The sequence below is a fragment of the Candidatus Accumulibacter necessarius genome (genome assembly GCF_036625085.1).
Genome location: NZ_JAZKUM010000002.1, coordinates 371,010 through 387,683, shown reverse-complemented (window position 1 = coordinate 387,683; position 16,674 = coordinate 371,010). Strand labels below are relative to the sequence as shown.

Below are 16,674 nucleotides of genomic sequence, written 5' to 3'. Positions count from 1 at the left end.
CGCTCAGCCGCTGGTCGGCTGGCCGGTCGGAACTCGCGGCGCAGGCTTCACCCGATACCAGGCGGCATAGAGCGCCGGCAGGAAGAGCAGCGTCAGCAGCGTGGCGACGACGAGCCCGCCCATGATCGCCACCGCCATCGGTCCCCAGAAGACGCTGCGGGTGAGCGGAATCATCGCCAGGATTGCCGCCGCGGCAGTCAGGGTGATCGGCCGGAAGCGGCGGACAGTCGAGTCGACGACTGCTTCCCAGGCCGGTTTGCCGGTTTTTTCGTCCTGCTCGATCTGGTCGACGAGGATGACCGAGTTGCGCATGATCATCCCCGACAGCGCGATGACGCCGAGGTTGGCAACGAAGCCGAAAGGCACGTCGAAGAGCAGCAGTGCCAGGGCGACGCCGATCAGTCCGAGTGGCGCTGTCAGCAGCACGAGCAGCATGCGGCCGACGCTCTGCAACTGGATCATCAGCAGGGTGATCACGCTGACCAGCATCAGTGGCATCACCGCCTTGATCGAGTTCTCGCCCTTGGCCGATTCCTCGGTGGCGCCGCCGGCCTCGATGCGAAAACCGGGCGGCAGCCGCGCGCGCAGCGGATCGAGTTGCGGGTCGATCTGCGCCGTGGCGGCGGGCGCCTGCATGCCGTCGCGGATATCGGCGCGCACGGTCACCGTTGGCAGCCGGTTGCGACGGGCGATCACGGGTTCTTCCAGTTCGTAGCTGATCTTCGCCAGTTGCGCCAGCGGCACGTAGCGTCCGCTGCCGGTGTGGATGTTGATGTCGGCCAGCGCCGAGATTTGCGCGCGCTCGTCGCCGGCAGCGCGCGCAACGACGTCGATCAACTGGTCACCCTCGCGCATCTGGGTGACGGCGACGCCATTGAGCATCGAATTGAGAAAAGCCGAGAGCTCCTGCGAGCTGATGCCGAGCGCGCGTGCGCGGTCCTGGTCGATGTCGATACGGATTGCCTTGCCCAGCTCGTTCCAGTCGAAGTTGACCTCCTTGAGGTAGGGATGGGTGCGCATCACTGCCGCCACTTCGGCCGCAACTCGTCGCAGCTCGCCGAGGTCTTCGCCGGAAACGCGGAAGAGCACCGGAAAACCGACCGGCGGCCCGTTCTCGAGGCGGAGCACGCGCGTCCGTAGCCCGCTCCACTCGCCGCCGGCGTCGGCAAACCGTTGCTCGAGGTGGCGCTTGAGATCCTCGCGTGCGGCAATGTCCTGTGTCGTGATGACGAACTGGGCGAAGCCGTCGTTGAACAGTTGCTGGTCGAGCGGCAGATAGAAGCGCGGGCTGCCGTTGCCAAGATAGCTCGCGTAATACCTGATCAATCGCTTGATTTCCGGCTGGTCGAGCAGCGCTTCGACCTTTGCCGCCTGCGCTTCGGTGGCTTTCAGCGACGAGCCGTTGGGCAGCCACAGGTCGACCAGGAGTTCGGGCCGACTCGCCGCCGGGAAGAACTGCTTCTGCACCCCCAGCGCCAGTCCTGCCAGCGACGCGGCAAAGGCGATCAGCGTCGCTGCGATGACCAGCCAGCGGTAGCGCAAGGACCATTCGACGGTTGCCCGGACACGGCGGTAGAAGGCGGTGTCGTAGGGGTCTTCGCCGTGCTGCTGCGCCTTGCGTTGCAGCTTTTCGGCGTCGAGCATCAGGTAACCGAGGTAAGGCGTGAACAGCACCGCAACCACCCAGGAAACCAGCAGCGCGATGCTGACCACCGCGAAAATCGAAAAGGTATACTCGCCGGCGCCCGATTTGGCGAGACCCACCGGCATGAAGCCGACGGCGGTGATCAGCGTCCCGGTGAGCATCGGGAAGGCCGTCGAGGTGTAGGCAAAGGTCGCGGCACGGAAGCGGTCCCAGCCCTGTTCCATCTTCACGACCATCATCTCGACGGCGATGATCGCATCGTCGACCAGCAGGCCGAGCGAGATCACCAGCGCCCCGAGCGAAATGCGCTGCAGATCGATGCCGAAGGCGTACATCAGGAGAAAGGTGATGGCCAGCACGAGCGGGATCGACAGTGCGACGACGGCACCGGTGCGCAGGCCGAGACTGATGAACGAAACCGCGAGGACGATCAGCACCGCCTCGGCCAGTGACGACATGAACAGGTTCATCGACTGGCGAACGATTTGCGGTTGGTCGGCCACGACATGCAGGTCGATTCCCAGCGGCAGCTGCTGTTGCAGCCGCCTGGCTTCGGCGTGCAGCTGCTCGCCGAGCCGGATCACGTCGCCGCCCTTGTTCATGGCAATGCCGATACCGATCGCGTCCTGCCCCTGGACGCGCATGCGCGGCGTCGGCGGGTCGGCGAAACCGCGCTCGACGCTGGCGATGTCGCCCAGGCGGAACAGGCGCCCAGCCGCCGTGATGCCGATCTCGCGGATATGCGCCAGCGATTCGAAGTCACCCGAGACGCGAATCCGCACACGGTCGGACGGCGTCTCGTAGAAGCCGGCCGGGCTCATCGCATTCTGCTTCTGCAGCGCGTCGAGGATTGCCAGCGGGTTGAGGCCCAGCGTCGCCAGTTTGGCGTGCGACACCTCGATATAGACCTTTTCGTCCTGAACGCCGAACAGCTCGATCTTCTTGACGTCCGGCAACTGGCGCAGCTCGCGGCCGAAGCGATCGGCTTCGCGGCGCAGTGCAGCGAGGTCGAAGCCATCACCGGTCAGCGCGTAGATGGTGATGAAGGTGTCGCCGAACTCGTCGTTGATGAAGGGCCCGAGCACGCCCTGTGGCAGCGTATGGCGCATGTCGCCGATCTTCTTGCGCACCTGGTACCAGGTTTCGGGTACGACCGTCTTCGGCGTGTAGTCCTTGAGCAGCACGGTGATCAGCGATTCGCCGGGGCGTGTCTGCGAGCGTAGCACATCGACCCAGGGCACCTCCTGCAGGCGCCGCTCGATGCGTTCGGTGACCTGCAGTTGCACTTCCGGCGCCGTGGCGCCGGGCCACAAGGTGCGAACGACCATTGCCTTGAAGGTGTAGTCCGGGTCTTCGGCGCGACCCAGCTTGAAGTACGCCAACACCCCTGCGAGCATCAGCACGACGATCAGGTAACCGGTGAGCGAGCGGTGGCGCAGTGCCCATTCGGAGAGATTGGGTAGCGTCATCGTCCCGGCTTGTCCGGGCGCCGCGACGGCGGCTCGGCGTGTGCTTGCCCGATGATGTGCACCCGCTCGCCGGCAGTCAACTTGTGGACACCGGCAACGACGATTCGCTCGCCAGCCCTGGCGCCGCTTTCGATCACCGCCGTATCTTCGCGGTAACTGGCGACGGCGACCGGCCGCAGGCTGACCGTCCCATCGGCACCAACGATCCACAGCGCCGGCTTGCCGTCGTGCTGGAAGATGGCGGTCAACGGCACGGTCAGGCGGGTGCTGCCGTCGCGGCGCAGGAAACGCAGCTTGGCGGTCATCCCGAGCAGAACCCGTGCATCCGGTTGATCGATCGACACCCGCGCGGCGTAGGTACGGGTGAGCGGATCGGCAACCGGTGACACCTCGCGCAGCGCGCCGGCATAACGCGCCTTGTCGTCCGCCCACAGCGTCACCTCGGCGGCGCCGAGGGCGCGCACTTCGGGCATCCGTCCCTCGGGGATGGCGATCGCGACTTCAAGCGTGTCGGCGCGTGCCAGCCGCATCACCGTCTGCCCGGCCGCGACCACCTGCCCGACTTCCGCCGCGATCAGGCCGATCACCCCCGGCTGGTCGGCCTTCAGGACGGTATAGGATGCCTGGTTGCGGGCCAGTTCGGCCTGCGCCTTCGCCGCCTTGTAGCTGGTTTCGCGGGCATCCAGCGCGGCCTGGCTGACGAAATTCTTCTCGCGCAGCTGGCGGAAGCGTTGCTGATCGGCGGTCGCCAGATCGAGCTGCGCGGCGGCGGCCATCGCCGACAGCGCGCTGTCGGCCGGATCGATCGTCGCCAGCACCTGACCCGCCTTGACCACCGCGCCAGCATCGACCAGTCGGGCGGTGATCTTGCCGGGAATGCGGAAGGCCAGCGGCGTTTCGTAGCGCGAGCGAACCTCTCCCGAGTAGGTCAGCGTCTCTTCGCCGGCGGTGTCGCCGAGGACGCGCGTCAGCACCGGTCGGGGTGGCTCGGGCGGTGCCGGCGCCTTGCCGCAAGCGACCAGCAGGGCGAACAATGGCAGCGCGAGCAGCCGCCGACGAACCTTCCGTGCCTGCGGAGTGTTCAGAGTCATACCTTTCGTCCGGCACCCTGCAGGCCGTGCAGCAGCAGGGCGAAATGCGTTTCCAGGTAAGCCTCGGGCGAGACCTCCTGCCCGCACAGACGGATCGAGAAGCGCGAGATGGCCAGCATCAGCAGCGGCGCGATGATCACGTCGATCGCCGCTTCCACATCGACCGGACGAAACTCGCCGCCCGCGATGCCGCGCTGCAGCGTCGTGCGCAACAGCGCGCGGCCGCGGGTGATAATGCGATCGTGGTAATAGCGGGCCAGCTCAGGGAAGTTCCTCGATTCGGAAATGATCAATTTGCTCACGCCGGCCATCGGCGTCTGGCCGATCTGTTCCCACCAGCCGAGCAGCAGTTCGTGCAGCAGATCTGCCGCCGAGCCCTGATAGTCGGACAGGCGCTCCTCGGCAGCAGCCAGTGCCGCTACCATGCCGTCTTCGATGACCGCCTTGAAGAGTGCTTCCTTGCTGCTGAAATACAGGTAGAGGGTGCCTTTGGAGACGCCTGCGCGGGCGGCCACATCGTCCAGTCGGGTCGCGGCAAAGCCCTTGTCAACAAAGAGTTCCAGGGCTGCCGCCGTCAGTTCGGACGGACGCGCATCCTTGCGTCGACGACCGCCAGGGGAGCTGTCGGCAAGCAGGCTGGAGGCCGGGCTGGCAATGGGATGACTCATCGGGCGATATTAATGACTGACTGGTCAGTAATTTACGCCAGTGGCTGACCAAGGTCAAGCGGACGGCGGTCTGCGACCAGATGCTTCCGGGAGAGGCGCGCCAGCCCGCGCGGCGGCTCGTTTCAGCTGCGCGCCATCCGCGTACGCAGGCGATCGCTCAGCATATCGACAGCGAGCACCAGCACGAACATCGCGATCAGCACGGTTGCCGCCTGCGCCTGTTGAAAGATCGACAGGTGGTAGTACAGCATCTGACCGAGGCCGCCGGCGCCGACGAAACCCAGCACCGCGGCCATGCGGATGTTCATCTCCAGGCGGTAGAGTCCGTAGGCGACGCACTGTGGCCAGACCAGCGGCTGGGTTCCGTACAGGAAGGCGCTGACGCCGCCGCTGCCCGCTTCACGCAGGCTCTGCTCGGGCTGTGGCGGCGCGTTCTCGATCGCTTCGGCGAACAGCCGGCCGAGGACACCGGTGGTATGAAGGGCCAACGCCAGTACGCCCGCGAAGGGGCCGAGTCCGGCGGCGAGGACCATCAGCGTCGCCCACACCAGCTCGGGCACGCTGCGCAGCAGGTTGAGCAGGAAACGTGACAACCGGCCAGCGGCAATCCCATGGCGGCCGGCAGCCGGCAGCGCCAGCAGCAGCCCCGCCAGCGCGGCGAGCAGGGTGCCGATCATGGCCACTGCGAAGGTCTGCAGGGCGCCATGGGCGGTCTTCTGCAGGAAGTCGGGGGCGAGGTCGGGAGGGAAGAAAGAGGCCGCGAAGCGCGCCATCGCGGTCGCCGAGTCGGCTGCGAAGAGGGCGGCAAAGTCGATCTCGAGATAGGCAAAACTTGCCACCACGGCGGTGACCAGCAGGCCGCTGGTCAGCACGCAGGACAGGCAGAAGTCGCCGGCGCCACGCGGCGAGCAGGTGTCCCGGGTTTCCCTGGCGTTCATGCCAGCGCCCTGCGCAGCGTCGCGCTGAGGGCGTCGGCGAGCACCACCAGCAGCAGGAAGACGAGCAGGATCGTCGCGGCCTCGCCGCCGTTGAGCATTTTCATCGACTGATCCATCAGCTGCCCGAGCCCGCCGGCGCCGACGAAGCCCATGATCACCGAGGCACGCACCGCGCACTCCCAGCGATAGACGGTGTAGGAAGTCAGCTCCTGCGCGGCGTTGGGCAGCAGGCCGTAGGTCAGCGCTGCAAAGCGGCCGGCACCCGCCGCGAGCAGCGAGCGGGTGGGCCGCGTGTCGGTCGATTCGAGGATTTCGGTGTAGACCTTGCCGAGCATGCCGCCGTAGGTGACCGCCAGCGCCAGCACGCCGGCGGCCGGTCCGAGGCCGAATACCCGCACCAGCATCAGCGCCCAGACGATCTCCGGAATTGCGCGCAGGAAGGTCAGCAGCGCGCGCCCGGCGGCGCGCAGCGCGCTGCCACCGAGGCGGCCCGGCCCCGGACCGAGGAGCGACACCGCCAGGGCGCGGGTGCACAGGATCGCCAGCGGTATCGCGATCAACAGGGCCAGCGCGATCCCGGCGGTGGCAATCGCCAGCGTCTCCAGCGTCGCCTTGAGCAGCAGGCCGAGAAACTCGGTCGACGTCGCGGGCGGCAGGAAGCCGGCGAGAAAAGCGCCCATCACCTGCAGGTTGTTGGCCTCGAACAGCGCCCAGGGCCGGAATTCGGCGAGCAGCAGAAGTGGCCACAACAGCACCAGGGCAAGCACCGTCCAGCCGAGACGTGCCCTCGTGTCGGGGTCGCGGGCCGCGCACGGCAGCGAGTCACTGTCCGTGTTCATTGGCACGCCGGCGGGCAGGCCGGCAATCGGCTGCCGGACCTTCGCGAGCCAGCACTGGGGGGCCGTCTCATCCTAGCGTCCGCGGCAGGTGTCAAGGCGTACGACGTTGGCCGCCAGCGTGCCGTCACCGCTTTCGGCCGTGGCTTCAGCGGTGGCGCCGCCATGGCGCAGCGCCGCCGGATCACTGGCCTGCGTCGGCAGAACGCTGCCCTCGGCGGCATACAACTCATGCAGCAGGCCGTTGCTGACCTCGGCAGTTGGCAGATCGAAGGCGACTTCGCCTGCCCGCAGACCGACGATACGCGGAAACCATTTGAGCGCCAGATCGACCGCGTGCAGCGAGGCGAACAGGCCGGCGCCGCGACGTTCCGACTCGGCGACCAACTCGCCCAGAGCGGCATCGGCGAGCGCCGGGTCAAGAGCCGAAACCGGTTCGTCGGCGAGGAAGAGGTCGGGCTCCTGGTAGAACGCGCGGGCGATCCCGACGCGCTGCAACTGGCCGCCCGAGAGGTGGTCGCAGCGATCGAACAGGCGGTCAGCGAGGTCAAAGCGGGCCAGTGTCGCCTGCGCGCCAGCAATATCCACCGGATAAAGCAGCGACAGGAGCGCCTTCCAAGCGGGCCATTGACCGAGCCGGCCGGCGAGGATCGCGGTGATCACGCGCAGACGCGGTGGAATCGGCGGCGCCTGGTGGATCGTTCCGATGCGCGCGCGCAGCCGCCGCAGTTCGCCGGCCGGCAATTGCCAGGGATTGCTGCCGAGAATGTTGAGCCGCCCTTCGCTGGGCCTTGTGGTAACGCCGAGCAGCCGGATGAGGCTGGTCTTGCCGGCTCCGGAAGGGCCGATGACCGCTACCCGTTCGCCGCGCCCGAGGCGGATCGAGATCCGCTGCAGCGCGCGAAAGCCGTTGCCGTGGGTGAGGCCGACGCCTTGCAGTTCGAATGCCATTCGTGTGTTCCATCCGGCGTACGCCCGCTTGCCGGCGGACGCCGCGGTCTGTCGATACCGCGCGCCACCGGCCAGGGCGGCGTGCGGCCCGCGAGGGCTTTGCCCCTACTTGATCAGCCCGGCACTGCGCGCCGCACGCTCGATGCCGTCGTAGTTTGCCGCCGTGGTCGGCACGTACTTCGAGGCGCGCTGCAGGTCCATCAGTTCCCGCTGTGCCGGATTGGCCCGGTCGAGTTTGAGGAAGGCCTGGCTGATTTTCTCGCGCAGCGCCGGATCGAGGCCGGGGCGCACGGTCCAGTTGTAGTCGAAGTAGGGCGGCGTGGTGGCGATGACCTTGACCCGTTTGGCGTTGGCATCGCCCTTCTCGACCAGCTTGTCCATCACGGAAGCGTTCAGCACACCGGCGTCCACCTTGCCGGACGCGACAAAGGCGACCGTGGCGTCATGCGCGCCGGAGAAGGCGATGTTCTTGAAGTCCTTGTCGGGATCGATACCCTCCTTGAGCAGGAAGAAGCGCGGCATCAGGTGCCCCGAGGTGGACGACGGCGAGCCGAAGGCGAAGGTCTTGCCTTTCAGTTCGGAAAGCGATTTGACCGGGCTGTCGGCCGGTACGATGAACTTGCTGGTGAACACCTCGTCTTCGGCGCGCTGGACGATCGGCATGGCCTCGCCACCGGTCCGCAGTTTCGCCTGCACGAAGGTGAAACCGCCGAGCCAGGCGAGGTCGATCTTCTTCGCCGCCAGGCCTTCGACGACCGCGGCATAGTCGCTGACCGGTGTGAACTGCACTTTGAGGCCGGTTTCCTTCTCGAGATACTCGCCGAGCGGCTTGAACTTGCGCTGAAGCTCGGTCGGCGCCTCGTCGGGGATCGCCGAGACTCGTAACACGTCGGCGTGGATGGCAGCGGCGCCGAGCATCAGTGCGAGCGCCAGGGCGCTGCGGGAAATCAGGCGGGGCATGGGAATCATGGGGGGCTCCGTGGGTTGATGGCTTGCCGCGGTGGAAGACGTCCTGCCGGGAGGGCGTGCGGCGCCATCCTCCCGCGTCCTTTTGTCATGTGCGCAGACGAATCGGTTCCATCGCCGCGTGCCGGGTTGGCAGCACGCGGCCGGTGTGCGTGTAGCCCAGGCAGAAGTCCCAGGGCCTTGCCGATCGTGTTTCCATAACCGTGCTGCTGCCCCCGGGGAAAGTGCCCCGGCAGGGGCGATGACACGCACCAACGACGCCGGACCTGCGCCGCTGTTCAGCTCAACGGAATGCGGGACGACCAGCAGCCATATCCGACGGGCACGGAATCAGCGTCCCGCGCCCGGAGTCGCATGCAACCGCGCGCGAATCGCGCTGCAAAAGGCGAGCAAGTCGCCGAGACGATTGCGCACGACGTCGACCACGATCGTCTGGTCCAGATGCTGATAGCCGTGTACGACGACATTGCGAAAGCCGATCATCCTCTGGATCACCACCGACAGTTCAGGTTCGATCCAGCCGTCCGCACACAGCAGCGCGAATAGGTCGCGGTTGCTTTCCGGCTCTCCCAGGCGGCCCTCGGAAACGATGTGCGAAGCGATGTCCTGCGCGGCTTGAATTGCGATCTGCAGCGTGTGGGCGGCAAATCGTTCCTCGCGAATGTCGACCGGAATGCGCTCCGGCTGGCACAGGTCGTGCAACTCGCGCACACAGGTCTCGATGAACGCGAGCTTCTTCTCGACGAGGTCGGTGTCGGTCATCGCAGTGGCTGTCGCGCGACTCGCCTATAGTCGCGCAAATACGGCAGGAGATCGAAGTACGCATTACGCGCCTGAACTTCGAAACGGATTCGCGCCGAGCGATCGCGTTCGCAAACCAGGACGCCATTGCGCAACACGCGATGGATCAGGTCTGCTGGTGCCCGGTTGAGTACGACGAGATCGACGCGGCGACCGATCGCTGCTTCCAGATCGGCGGCAAGGTCGATACCCAGCCCTTCCAGGGTCCTCGGGGGATCGGTGACAAGCAGCACGCCAAGGTCCACGTCGCTGGCCGGACCCGCGGTACCGCGCGCCTGGCTGCCGAAGAGATACACGCACGCCAGATCCTCACCCCGGCTGGCGAAGAACTGGCGCAGCGACTCGATCAATGCGGCTGACTGCATGGCGTCACGATCAAGGGAACGGGTGGGAATTCACTCGCGGGCAGTATAGGTGGCCGCAACGATCGCGGTCAACCGTCAGGTGCGCAGACGAATCGGTTCCATTGCCTCACCGGCCGGCAACACGCAGCCGATGCGGGCGGCGTGCGTGTAGCCCAGGCGACGCAGCGCGGCAATGCAGTCCTCAGCGTTGGCCGCCGGTACGCTGGCGAGCAGGCCGCCGGCCGTCTGCGGGTCGAAGAGCAGCGGATAGTTCGGGTGCGGCAGCGCCTCCGCCTGGTTTCGCAGGGCGCGGCGCAGACGTACGTTGGCCGGCTGCAGCGAGCTGAGGATTCCCGCGGCCGCGGTTTCAGCGGCGCCGTCGAGCAGCGGTAGCGCGGCGAGGTCGATCTCGGCGTCCACCCCCGACGGTCGCGTCATTTCGAGCAGGTGCCCGAGCAGGCCGAATCCCGTGAGGTCGGTACAGGCGGTCACGCCGTGCGCGATCAGGCACGGCACGGCCAGTCGGTTCGACTGCTGCATCGATATCAGTGCGGCGTCGATCCAGCGGCCGCGCGCCTGCAGCCGGGCGTGCGCGGCGAACAGGGTTCCGGTACCGATCGGCTTGGTGAGGATCAGCGCGTCGCCCGGCCGCATGCCGCCCTTGCGCAGGACGCCGAGCAGTTCCTCGTCGATCAGGCCGTTGATCGCGAAACCCAGCGCCAGCTCGCGGCCCTCACCGGTGTGGCCGCCGACCAGCGCGCAGCCGGCGTCGTTGAGCACTGAAACGGCGCCGGCCATCATCTGAAAGACGGCGTCCTCGACCTTGCTTTCCAGCCCCGGCGGAATGGTCGCGATCGCCGTCGCCGACTGCGGCGCGCCGCCCATGGCGAAGATGTCGCCGAGCGCATGATTGGCAGCGATCTGGCCAAACAGCCAGGGATCGTCGACGAAGGCGCGGAAGAAATCGACGCTATGCACCACTGCGCTGCCCGGCGGCACCCGCAATACCGCCGCGTCGTCGGGGGCGTGCAGGCCGATAAGCACGTCGTCGCGCGTGACCGGGTGAATGTTGGCCAGCGCCCGCGACAGCACCGTCGCCCCGACCTTGGCGCCGCAGCCGCCGCAGCGCATGGCGATCGCCGAGATGGCCTGGGTTTGCTCGGCCTCGTCGAGCGGAATCACCGCGGCCGGCGGCGCGGCGCCTTCTGCCATCGGCGCGAGTTCGCAGAAGCGACGCATGAAGCGGCGGTCGATCCAGTCCTTCCAGCGCCACACCCATTCGCCGCGCGCAAAGAGCCAGCCGCGCGAGGCGACCGCGTGCCGGTCGCCGGTGCTGATCAGCGCCAGCCAGCGCCGCTGCGGGCGATAGGACAGCAGCGGCTGGCGCAGCAGGCTTCGCCGCAGGTTCGCGGCCAGCGGCTGCCCCATGCGCACAGCGAAGACCCCGGCCTTTTCCAGCGGCCGGTCGATCACTGAAGCGCAGTCGCCGGCGGCGAAGATCAGCGGATCGCTCTCGCTCTGCAGCGTGTCGCGGACGCGGATGAAACCCTGGCTATCAAGCGCCAGACCGGTGTCGCGCAGCCACGGCGCACCGCCGGCCTGCGTCACCCAGACGATCTCGTCGGCGTCCAGTGTGTCGCCGTTGCTCGCCCGCAGCCAGCCAGCGGCGACGTCAACCACTTCCGCGCTGCGGTGGACCACCACCCGGCGCTCGGCCAGCACGCGCTCGAAGGCGCCGCGAACGAAGGCGTTGTGCGTCGGCAGGATCGTCGTGTCGGCGGAAAAGAGGTGGAAACGCAACTCTTCCGGATCACGTCCGAGCGCCGCCAGTTCGCCGCGCAGCCGGTACTGCATCGCCAGCGTCAGCTCGACACCGCCGGCACCGGCGCCGACAACGGCAATCGTCGTCGTTCCGGCATGCGCCTGGACGCGCGCGAGCAGTGCCAGCCAGCGTTCGTTGAAGCGGCGGATGGGTTTCACCGGCACGGCGTGCTCGGTGGCACCAGGGACGCGCGCGAGCTGCGGCGTCGAGCCGATGTTGATCGACAGCAGGTCGTAGGGCAGCGCGGGACGTGTACGGCACAGCACGCTGCGCGCGCTGCGATCGATGCCGACCACCTCGTCGCGGAAATAGCGCGCACCGGCGAACTCGGCCAGTCGCCGCAGGTCGATGTGCACCGCATCGAAATCGTAGTGCCCGGCGATGTATCCGGGCAGCATGCCCGAGTAAGGTGTGTCGGTGTCGGTGCAGAGCACTGTCAACCGCACACCGGCCAGCGGCTGCATGGCAAACCTGCGCAACACGACGACGTGGCTGTGGCCGCCACCGATCAGGACGATGTCGCGGACGATCGGAGTGGTTGCGGCCTGCATTCAGTTCACTCCCAGCAAATCATTGACCAGCCGCCTCAACTCGGGCCGCTCGCGCGTCGGTGTGAAGAGCCGCACCCTCTCGCGGAACTGCGCCATGCACAACCAGACGTTCTTGCCGTGAACATCATCGCCGCTCCGCACGGTGGCAATCATGGCAGGCTCCATCACGATGAATTCTTGACGCTTCATGATAGGGAAAGATGGAACAAATGACCATGACCACCCGCAGCGCTTGCCGGCCGGCAAACAGCAGGCCTGGATTCCAGACGTTCCTTGGTCGCAATTGAGAGCAGGCGCTATTTGCGTTTCCTGAGTTTCCACGGCAGCCAGAAGACTGGCCTGGAGGCGGCGCGCGACGCGGGGCGCCGGCTGCGCATCTTCGGCGGGATCAGTCCACGATGGCGTTTGTTCGACAGCGAGACTACCGGGGACTGCCGGCAAGAGACGCCACGTTGGCCACTCGCCCCAGCGCGCAGCAAGGTCTTGCCCAGGCGCTGCTCGGCTGCGTAGTTCTACGGAGCAGCGGGTAGTTTTCCGGATGGCGGGACAGTGATTGCCCGGCTAATCTTCAGCGTGCCCAGGTTGTGGCCGGAGCCCCGGTGGTACGACGCAGGGCTTTCTGTGCGGCATCGTCCCGGTTCAGGCAGGGCGCAGACCTCTTGTCGTGGCGACGCGATCTCTGCGACATCCAATGTTCGCCACTGTCCTGCAGCAGTGCTTGCGGAGCACCAGCATGAAAGTACCGAAAATCCTTTCGTGGCTTGCCAATCGGGCCGGTATCAGTGAAGACCTTGCGCTCGAGTTGTGGCGCTGCGCCGCGAGAGAGACGGAAATGTCGATCGCCGACTGCGACAGTTCGGACTACTATGGACGGGCCATCGCTCGACTTGTTGACCTGGTGGAAAGCGAGGGCAAGCAGAGCGTCGTGCATGGCACGGTCGGCGGCGAGACACGTCTTTCCTGTCGTGGCGCCACCAGAACCGGATCTCGAAAGGTCAACTACTTGCCGTGCAGAACATTGGCAGGCTCTGGCAAGCGAACTTGAATGACTTCATCGGCTTTCACCGGCACGTCCGATGAACGGTTGGGACCCCGGTTCGCTGGCGAGCGGAGACGGGAGCGTGGGTCAAGGGTTCTGTGGGCCGGGTCGCCGGCGAGCATCGCTGGCGACCTGGCACTGAGTTGCCCGATCTGCCACAGTCAAATACGGATCACGGTCCGGACATCATGATCCGCGCAAGCATCCTGAAAGGCTGGTTCTCTTTCGGGGCTACTGGGCTGCTGCTTTACCTCCTGGTCGCCGGCCTGCTCGACGGACTGAACGCGTCGCACGAGCGCGAAATCGACAACTACAGAGAAATGCAGCGCACTCATCCGCTATCCTGCCAACTGTAAGCGATCGCGCTGGAACTACCGGCCAAGCGGATCAGTCTACCGAGAGCAAATTCATCGGAGGATCCACCTTGACCCTGTCCAGCAGTTCTCTGATCACCGCTTGCACTGACGGCAAGGCCGCTGTCACCGACAGCATCGTGCTGGCCATGGGCTGTTTCTGGGGTGCCGAAAGGCGCATGGCGGCCATTGCCGGCGTGCTTGATGTCGAAAGCGGTTACGCCAACGGCGAGATCGCTGGCACCTACGATGCGGTGCTGGCCCACGAACGGATGCTGCAATCGGGCAGGACGACCCGGCGCAACCATGCCGAAGTGGTCAAGGTCACCTTCGACCCGGCCCGGGTCGATCTGGAAAAAGTGCTGATCCAGTTCTGGGAAAGCCACAACCCGACGCAGGGTGACCGTCAGGGCAACGACGTTGGCACCAACTATCGCAGCGCCGTCTATACCAGCAGCGATGCCCAGCAGGCCATTGCCCTGAAGACCCGCGATGCCTATCAGGCCGCGCTGACGGGCGCCGGTCACGGCAGGATCACGACGGAAATCGCGCCGCTGGAAACGTACTTCCTGGCCGAGGAATACCACCAGGATTACCTGGCCAAGAATCCGAACGGCTACTGCGGCCTCGGTGGCACTGGCGTCAAATATCCCGCTGACGTCGCTATGTAAGGAATGCGCCAGCCTGGCCGACGATGGGGCTACGTCGCGGCATTGCGCCAGGCCGCCGGCGTCGTGCCAAAGGTCCGCTTGAATGCCCGGTTGAAGGCGGCATCCGATTCGTAGCCGACTTCGGCGGCGATCTGCGCGGTCGCCGCCGGGCTTTCGCGCAGGCGCACGGCGGCCAGTTGCAGGCGCCAGTGGGCCAGGTAGCGCATTGGCGGCTGGCCGATCAGGGCGGTGAAGCGCTCGGCAAAGGCGGAGCGCGACAGGCCGACGGCGCGTGCCAGTTCCTCGGTGGTCCACGGATGCGCGACGCGGCCGTGCAACAGAGCCAGGGCGCGGCCGATCCGGCGGTCGCGCAGGCCGGCCAGCCAGCCGCTCTGGCCTTCTGGCAGGGCTGCCACGTAACGGCGCACGCCCTCGACGAACAGCAGTTCGGCCAGCTTGCCGAGCACGGCGGCCGAACCGCTGCTGCTGACGGCGAATTCCGCGGCGGCATGGCGGAAGGAGTTTTCCATCCAGGCGCCACCGGCGCCGTCGCGTACGCCGAGTTTGAGCAGCGGCGGCAGGGTTTTTAGCAGCAGGTTGTCCGGCATGTCGCAGCCGAGATAGCCGCAGATGATGTGCGTCGGCTCGCCGCCACCGCCGTGGCGTAGCACCGCAGGCGTCCGTTCGCCGGGCGCCTGCACCTGGTCGTCGATGACCACCGGTCGCAGGTCGGCGGCGCTACCCAGGACATGCGTGTCGTTGCGCGGCAGCAGCACGATCTCACCGGCCAGCACCGGTAGCGGCGCGTCGTCGCCGACGCGCACCAGCAGCCGGCCATCAATCACGTAGTGGTAGGCGATCAGGTGTGCCGGCAGGCGCCCCTGGGCCGCGAAATCCTCCGGCCGGACCTGCGACACCACGCACCACGGCGCGGTGAATTCGGCGTCGAGAAACACACCGCCGGAAACGCGCACCGCGGCAAACACCTCGGACAGCACATCCATCTCCCACCTCCTTGAACAAGGCCCCGGCGTTTCGGTCAAACCTTTAGGCGCCTCGGGTCTGTCAGCACCGCTGGCTGCGGATTATCGTGGCACTGCGCGCCAACCCCCGCGCCCACGACAAGCAAAGTCATCCAGCCAAAGGAGAACCCCCATGATCCTGCAAGACGATCTCACTCTTAGCTATTCGGGCGCCAGCGCCGACAGCCTCGCGTTCTACCACCGCGCCCTGCATCAATTCGCCTGCTACATCGAAGATCCGGTCGCCAGCGCCGATGCCGCCATCGCGCAGCAGCCGGATTTCGTCATGGCCCACGTCCTCAAGGCCTACCTGCACCTGCTGGGCACCGAACCGGCCGGCCTGGCCGTTGCCGGCAAATGCCTCGACGCCGTCCAGCGGCTGCCCAGCAACCCGCGTGAACGCGGTCACATCGCGGCGGTCAGCCAGATGCTCGACGGCCAGTGGCATCGCGCCGGGCGCCTGCTCGAAGACCTGTCGATTGAATTTCCGCGCGACAGCCTGGCGCTGCAAGCTGGCCATTTGACCGATTTCTACCTCGGCAATTCCCGCCTGCTGCGCGACCGCATCAGCCGGGCGCTGCCCGCCTGGTCGCCGGGCATGCCGGGCTATCACGCGATCCTCGGCATGCACGCCTTCGGCCTCGAAGAAATGGCCGACTACGCCCGCGCCGAAGTGCAGGGCAAGGCGGCAGTCGAAATCGAACCACGTGACGGCTGGGCGCAGCATGCGGTCGCCCACGTCATGGAAATGCAGTGCCGCCAGCGCGACGGCATTGCCTGGATGCGCGCCAACCCGGCCGCCTGGTCGACCGACAGCTTTTTCAAGGTGCACCTGTGGTGGCACCTGGCGCTCTACCACCTCGAACTGGGCGAGATCGACGAAGTGCTGGCGCTGTTCGACGGCCCGATCTACGGCGAGCGCTCGACTGTTGTGCTCGACATGATCGATGCCTCGGCGCTTCTGTGGCGCCTGCACCTGCGCGGCATCGACGTCGGCAGCCGCTGGCAGAGCGTGGCCGACGGCTGGCAGCCGATCGCCACTGCCGGCAACTACGCCTTCAACGACCTGCACGCGGTGATGGCCTTCGTCGGCGCCCAGCGCCCGGATGCCGTGGCGGCAGTGCTGGAAACCCAGCAATGGGCGATGCAGCGCAGCAATGACAACGCAGCCTTCACCCGCGAAGTCGGTCATCCACTGACGCTGGCCATCAAGGCCTTCGGCCAGGGGCGCTACGACGAATGCGTGCGCCTGATCCGCCCGGTCCGCGACATCGCCCAGCGTTTCGGCGGTAGCCACGCCCAGCGCGATTTGCTCGACCTGACCCTGATCGAAGCCGCGCTGCGCGCTGGCCAGCACCACCTCGCTGCCGCCCTGTGCGCCGAACGTCTGCCGATGCGCGGCCACAGCCCGCTGACGCGGCAGTTTCTGGCGCGGAGTGAGCCGTTGCGGGCTGCTGCCTGAGTTGCACTGCCGGCGCCGGCCGGGAACTACGACCGGCGGCGCCGGCGTCCGCCCGCTACCTCATCC

Annotated in this window: 15 protein-coding genes and 1 pseudogene; 4 read left to right on the top strand and 12 right to left on the bottom strand. The window is 66.7% G+C overall.

The annotated features are described in order from the left end of the window. Nucleotides 1-3: 3 nt before the first annotated feature. From V5B44_RS06085 to V5B44_RS06035, 11 genes are all read right to left on the bottom strand, one after another. On the bottom strand, nucleotides 4-3,114 hold the full coding sequence (locus tag V5B44_RS06085; protein ID WP_332358198.1) for an efflux RND transporter permease subunit: 3,111 nt from the start codon (nucleotides 3,112-3,114) through the stop codon (nucleotides 4-6). Next, complete coding sequence (locus V5B44_RS06080) at nucleotides 3,111-4,205, bottom strand: efflux RND transporter periplasmic adaptor subunit (protein WP_332358197.1); 1,095 nt, start codon at nucleotides 4,203-4,205, stop codon at nucleotides 3,111-3,113. Before V5B44_RS06080 ends, V5B44_RS06085 begins: the two co-directional genes overlap by 4 nt. Beyond that, complete coding sequence (locus V5B44_RS06075) at nucleotides 4,202-4,873, bottom strand: TetR/AcrR family transcriptional regulator (RefSeq protein WP_332358196.1); 672 nt, start codon at nucleotides 4,871-4,873, stop codon at nucleotides 4,202-4,204. The genes V5B44_RS06080 and V5B44_RS06075 overlap by 4 nt, the downstream gene beginning before the upstream one ends. Before the next feature lie 122 nt (nucleotides 4,874-4,995). Continuing rightward, nucleotides 4,996-5,811, bottom strand: a complete 816-nt coding sequence (phnE, locus tag V5B44_RS06070; protein ID WP_332358195.1) for a phosphonate ABC transporter, permease protein PhnE — start codon at nucleotides 5,809-5,811, stop codon at nucleotides 4,996-4,998. Next, on the bottom strand, nucleotides 5,808-6,650 hold the full coding sequence (locus V5B44_RS06065; protein WP_332358194.1) for a PhnE/PtxC family ABC transporter permease: 843 nt from the start codon (nucleotides 6,648-6,650) through the stop codon (nucleotides 5,808-5,810). The genes phnE and V5B44_RS06065 overlap by 4 nt, the downstream gene beginning before the upstream one ends. A 72-nt stretch (nucleotides 6,651-6,722) precedes the next feature. Next, entirely contained in the window at nucleotides 6,723-7,598 is an 876-nt protein-coding gene (locus V5B44_RS06060) for a phosphonate ABC transporter ATP-binding protein (RefSeq protein ID WP_332358193.1), read from the bottom strand. A 105-nt stretch (nucleotides 7,599-7,703) separates the two neighbouring features. Then, the gene (locus V5B44_RS06055; RefSeq protein ID WP_332358192.1) at nucleotides 7,704-8,567 is read right to left on the bottom strand and encodes a putative selenate ABC transporter substrate-binding protein; all 864 of its coding nucleotides are present in this window, start codon (nucleotides 8,565-8,567) and stop codon (nucleotides 7,704-7,706) included. A gap of 327 nt (nucleotides 8,568-8,894) precedes the next feature. Beyond that, nucleotides 8,895-9,326, bottom strand: coding sequence for a type VII toxin-antitoxin system HepT family RNase toxin (gene hepT, locus V5B44_RS06050; protein ID WP_332358191.1), 432 nt, complete (start codon nucleotides 9,324-9,326; stop codon nucleotides 8,895-8,897). After that, on the bottom strand, nucleotides 9,323-9,730 hold the full coding sequence (gene mntA / locus V5B44_RS06045; RefSeq protein WP_332358190.1) for a type VII toxin-antitoxin system MntA family adenylyltransferase antitoxin: 408 nt from the start codon (nucleotides 9,728-9,730) through the stop codon (nucleotides 9,323-9,325). Before mntA ends, hepT begins: the two co-directional genes overlap by 4 nt. A 75-nt stretch (nucleotides 9,731-9,805) precedes the next feature. Then, nucleotides 9,806-12,082 carry a selenide, water dikinase SelD gene (selD, locus tag V5B44_RS06040; RefSeq protein WP_332358189.1) on the bottom strand — a complete coding sequence of 759 codons (2,277 nt, stop codon included), beginning with the start codon at nucleotides 12,080-12,082 and terminating at the stop codon, nucleotides 9,806-9,808. After that, on the bottom strand, nucleotides 12,083-12,235 hold the full coding sequence (locus V5B44_RS06035; RefSeq protein WP_332358188.1) for a hypothetical protein: 153 nt from the start codon (nucleotides 12,233-12,235) through the stop codon (nucleotides 12,083-12,085). A 580-nt stretch (nucleotides 12,236-12,815) separates the two neighbouring features. Between V5B44_RS06035 and V5B44_RS06030 the strand changes: the two genes are divergently transcribed. From V5B44_RS06030 to msrA, 3 genes and pseudogenes are all read left to right on the top strand, one after another. Further along, nucleotides 12,816-13,127 carry a hypothetical protein gene (locus V5B44_RS06030; protein WP_332358187.1) on the top strand — a complete coding sequence of 104 codons (312 nt, stop codon included), beginning with the start codon at nucleotides 12,816-12,818 and terminating at the stop codon, nucleotides 13,125-13,127. 182 nt (nucleotides 13,128-13,309) lie between these two features. Continuing rightward, nucleotides 13,310-13,477 (top strand): hypothetical protein, encoded by a 168-nt coding sequence (locus V5B44_RS06025; RefSeq protein ID WP_332358186.1) that lies wholly within the window; start codon nucleotides 13,310-13,312, stop codon nucleotides 13,475-13,477. 68 nt (nucleotides 13,478-13,545) lie between these two features. After that, nucleotides 13,546-14,130, top strand: a pseudogene (gene msrA, locus V5B44_RS06020) (peptide-methionine (S)-S-oxide reductase MsrA); the annotation flags it as partial. 44 nt (nucleotides 14,131-14,174) lie between these two features. Here msrA and V5B44_RS06015 read toward each other — a convergent pair. Then, a complete protein-coding gene (locus tag V5B44_RS06015; protein ID WP_332358184.1) occupies nucleotides 14,175-15,128 on the bottom strand; it encodes an AraC family transcriptional regulator in 954 nt (317 codons plus the stop codon). 151 nt (nucleotides 15,129-15,279) lie between these two features. Here V5B44_RS06015 and V5B44_RS06010 point away from each other — a divergent pair, with 151 nt between their 5' ends. Next, nucleotides 15,280-16,608, top strand: coding sequence for a tetratricopeptide repeat protein (locus V5B44_RS06010; protein WP_332358183.1), 1,329 nt, complete (start codon nucleotides 15,280-15,282; stop codon nucleotides 16,606-16,608). Nucleotides 16,609-16,674 lie beyond the last annotated feature (66 nt).

Excerpts from the sequence above, each read along its gene's own strand:
- V5B44_RS06085 (WP_332358198.1), bottom strand. The coding sequence starts at position 3,114 with ATGACGCTACCCAATCTCTCCGAATGGGCACTGCGCCACCGCTCGCTC.
- V5B44_RS06080 (WP_332358197.1), bottom strand. The coding sequence starts at position 4,205 with ATGACTCTGAACACTCCGCAGGCACGGAAGGTTCGTCGGCGGCTGCTC.
- V5B44_RS06075 (WP_332358196.1), bottom strand. The coding sequence starts at position 4,873 with ATGAGTCATCCCATTGCCAGCCCGGCCTCCAGCCTGCTTGCCGACAGC.
- phnE (WP_332358195.1), bottom strand. The coding sequence starts at position 5,811 with ATGAACGCCAGGGAAACCCGGGACACCTGCTCGCCGCGTGGCGCCGGC.
- V5B44_RS06065 (WP_332358194.1), bottom strand. The coding sequence starts at position 6,650 with ATGAACACGGACAGTGACTCGCTGCCGTGCGCGGCCCGCGACCCCGAC.
- V5B44_RS06060 (WP_332358193.1), bottom strand. The coding sequence starts at position 7,598 with ATGGCATTCGAACTGCAAGGCGTCGGCCTCACCCACGGCAACGGCTTT.
- V5B44_RS06055 (WP_332358192.1), bottom strand. The coding sequence starts at position 8,567 with ATGATTCCCATGCCCCGCCTGATTTCCCGCAGCGCCCTGGCGCTCGCA.
- hepT (WP_332358191.1), bottom strand. The coding sequence starts at position 9,326 with ATGACCGACACCGACCTCGTCGAGAAGAAGCTCGCGTTCATCGAGACC.
- mntA (WP_332358190.1), bottom strand. The coding sequence starts at position 9,730 with ATGCAGTCAGCCGCATTGATCGAGTCGCTGCGCCAGTTCTTCGCCAGC.
- selD (WP_332358189.1), bottom strand. The coding sequence starts at position 12,082 with ATGCAGGCCGCAACCACTCCGATCGTCCGCGACATCGTCCTGATCGGT.
- V5B44_RS06035 (WP_332358188.1), bottom strand. The coding sequence starts at position 12,235 with ATGATTGCCACCGTGCGGAGCGGCGATGATGTTCACGGCAAGAACGTC.
- V5B44_RS06030 (WP_332358187.1), top strand. The coding sequence starts at position 12,816 with ATGAAAGTACCGAAAATCCTTTCGTGGCTTGCCAATCGGGCCGGTATC.
- V5B44_RS06025 (WP_332358186.1), top strand. The coding sequence starts at position 13,310 with ATGATCCGCGCAAGCATCCTGAAAGGCTGGTTCTCTTTCGGGGCTACT.
- V5B44_RS06015 (WP_332358184.1), bottom strand. The coding sequence starts at position 15,128 with ATGGATGTGCTGTCCGAGGTGTTTGCCGCGGTGCGCGTTTCCGGCGGT.
- V5B44_RS06010 (WP_332358183.1), top strand. The coding sequence starts at position 15,280 with ATGATCCTGCAAGACGATCTCACTCTTAGCTATTCGGGCGCCAGCGCC.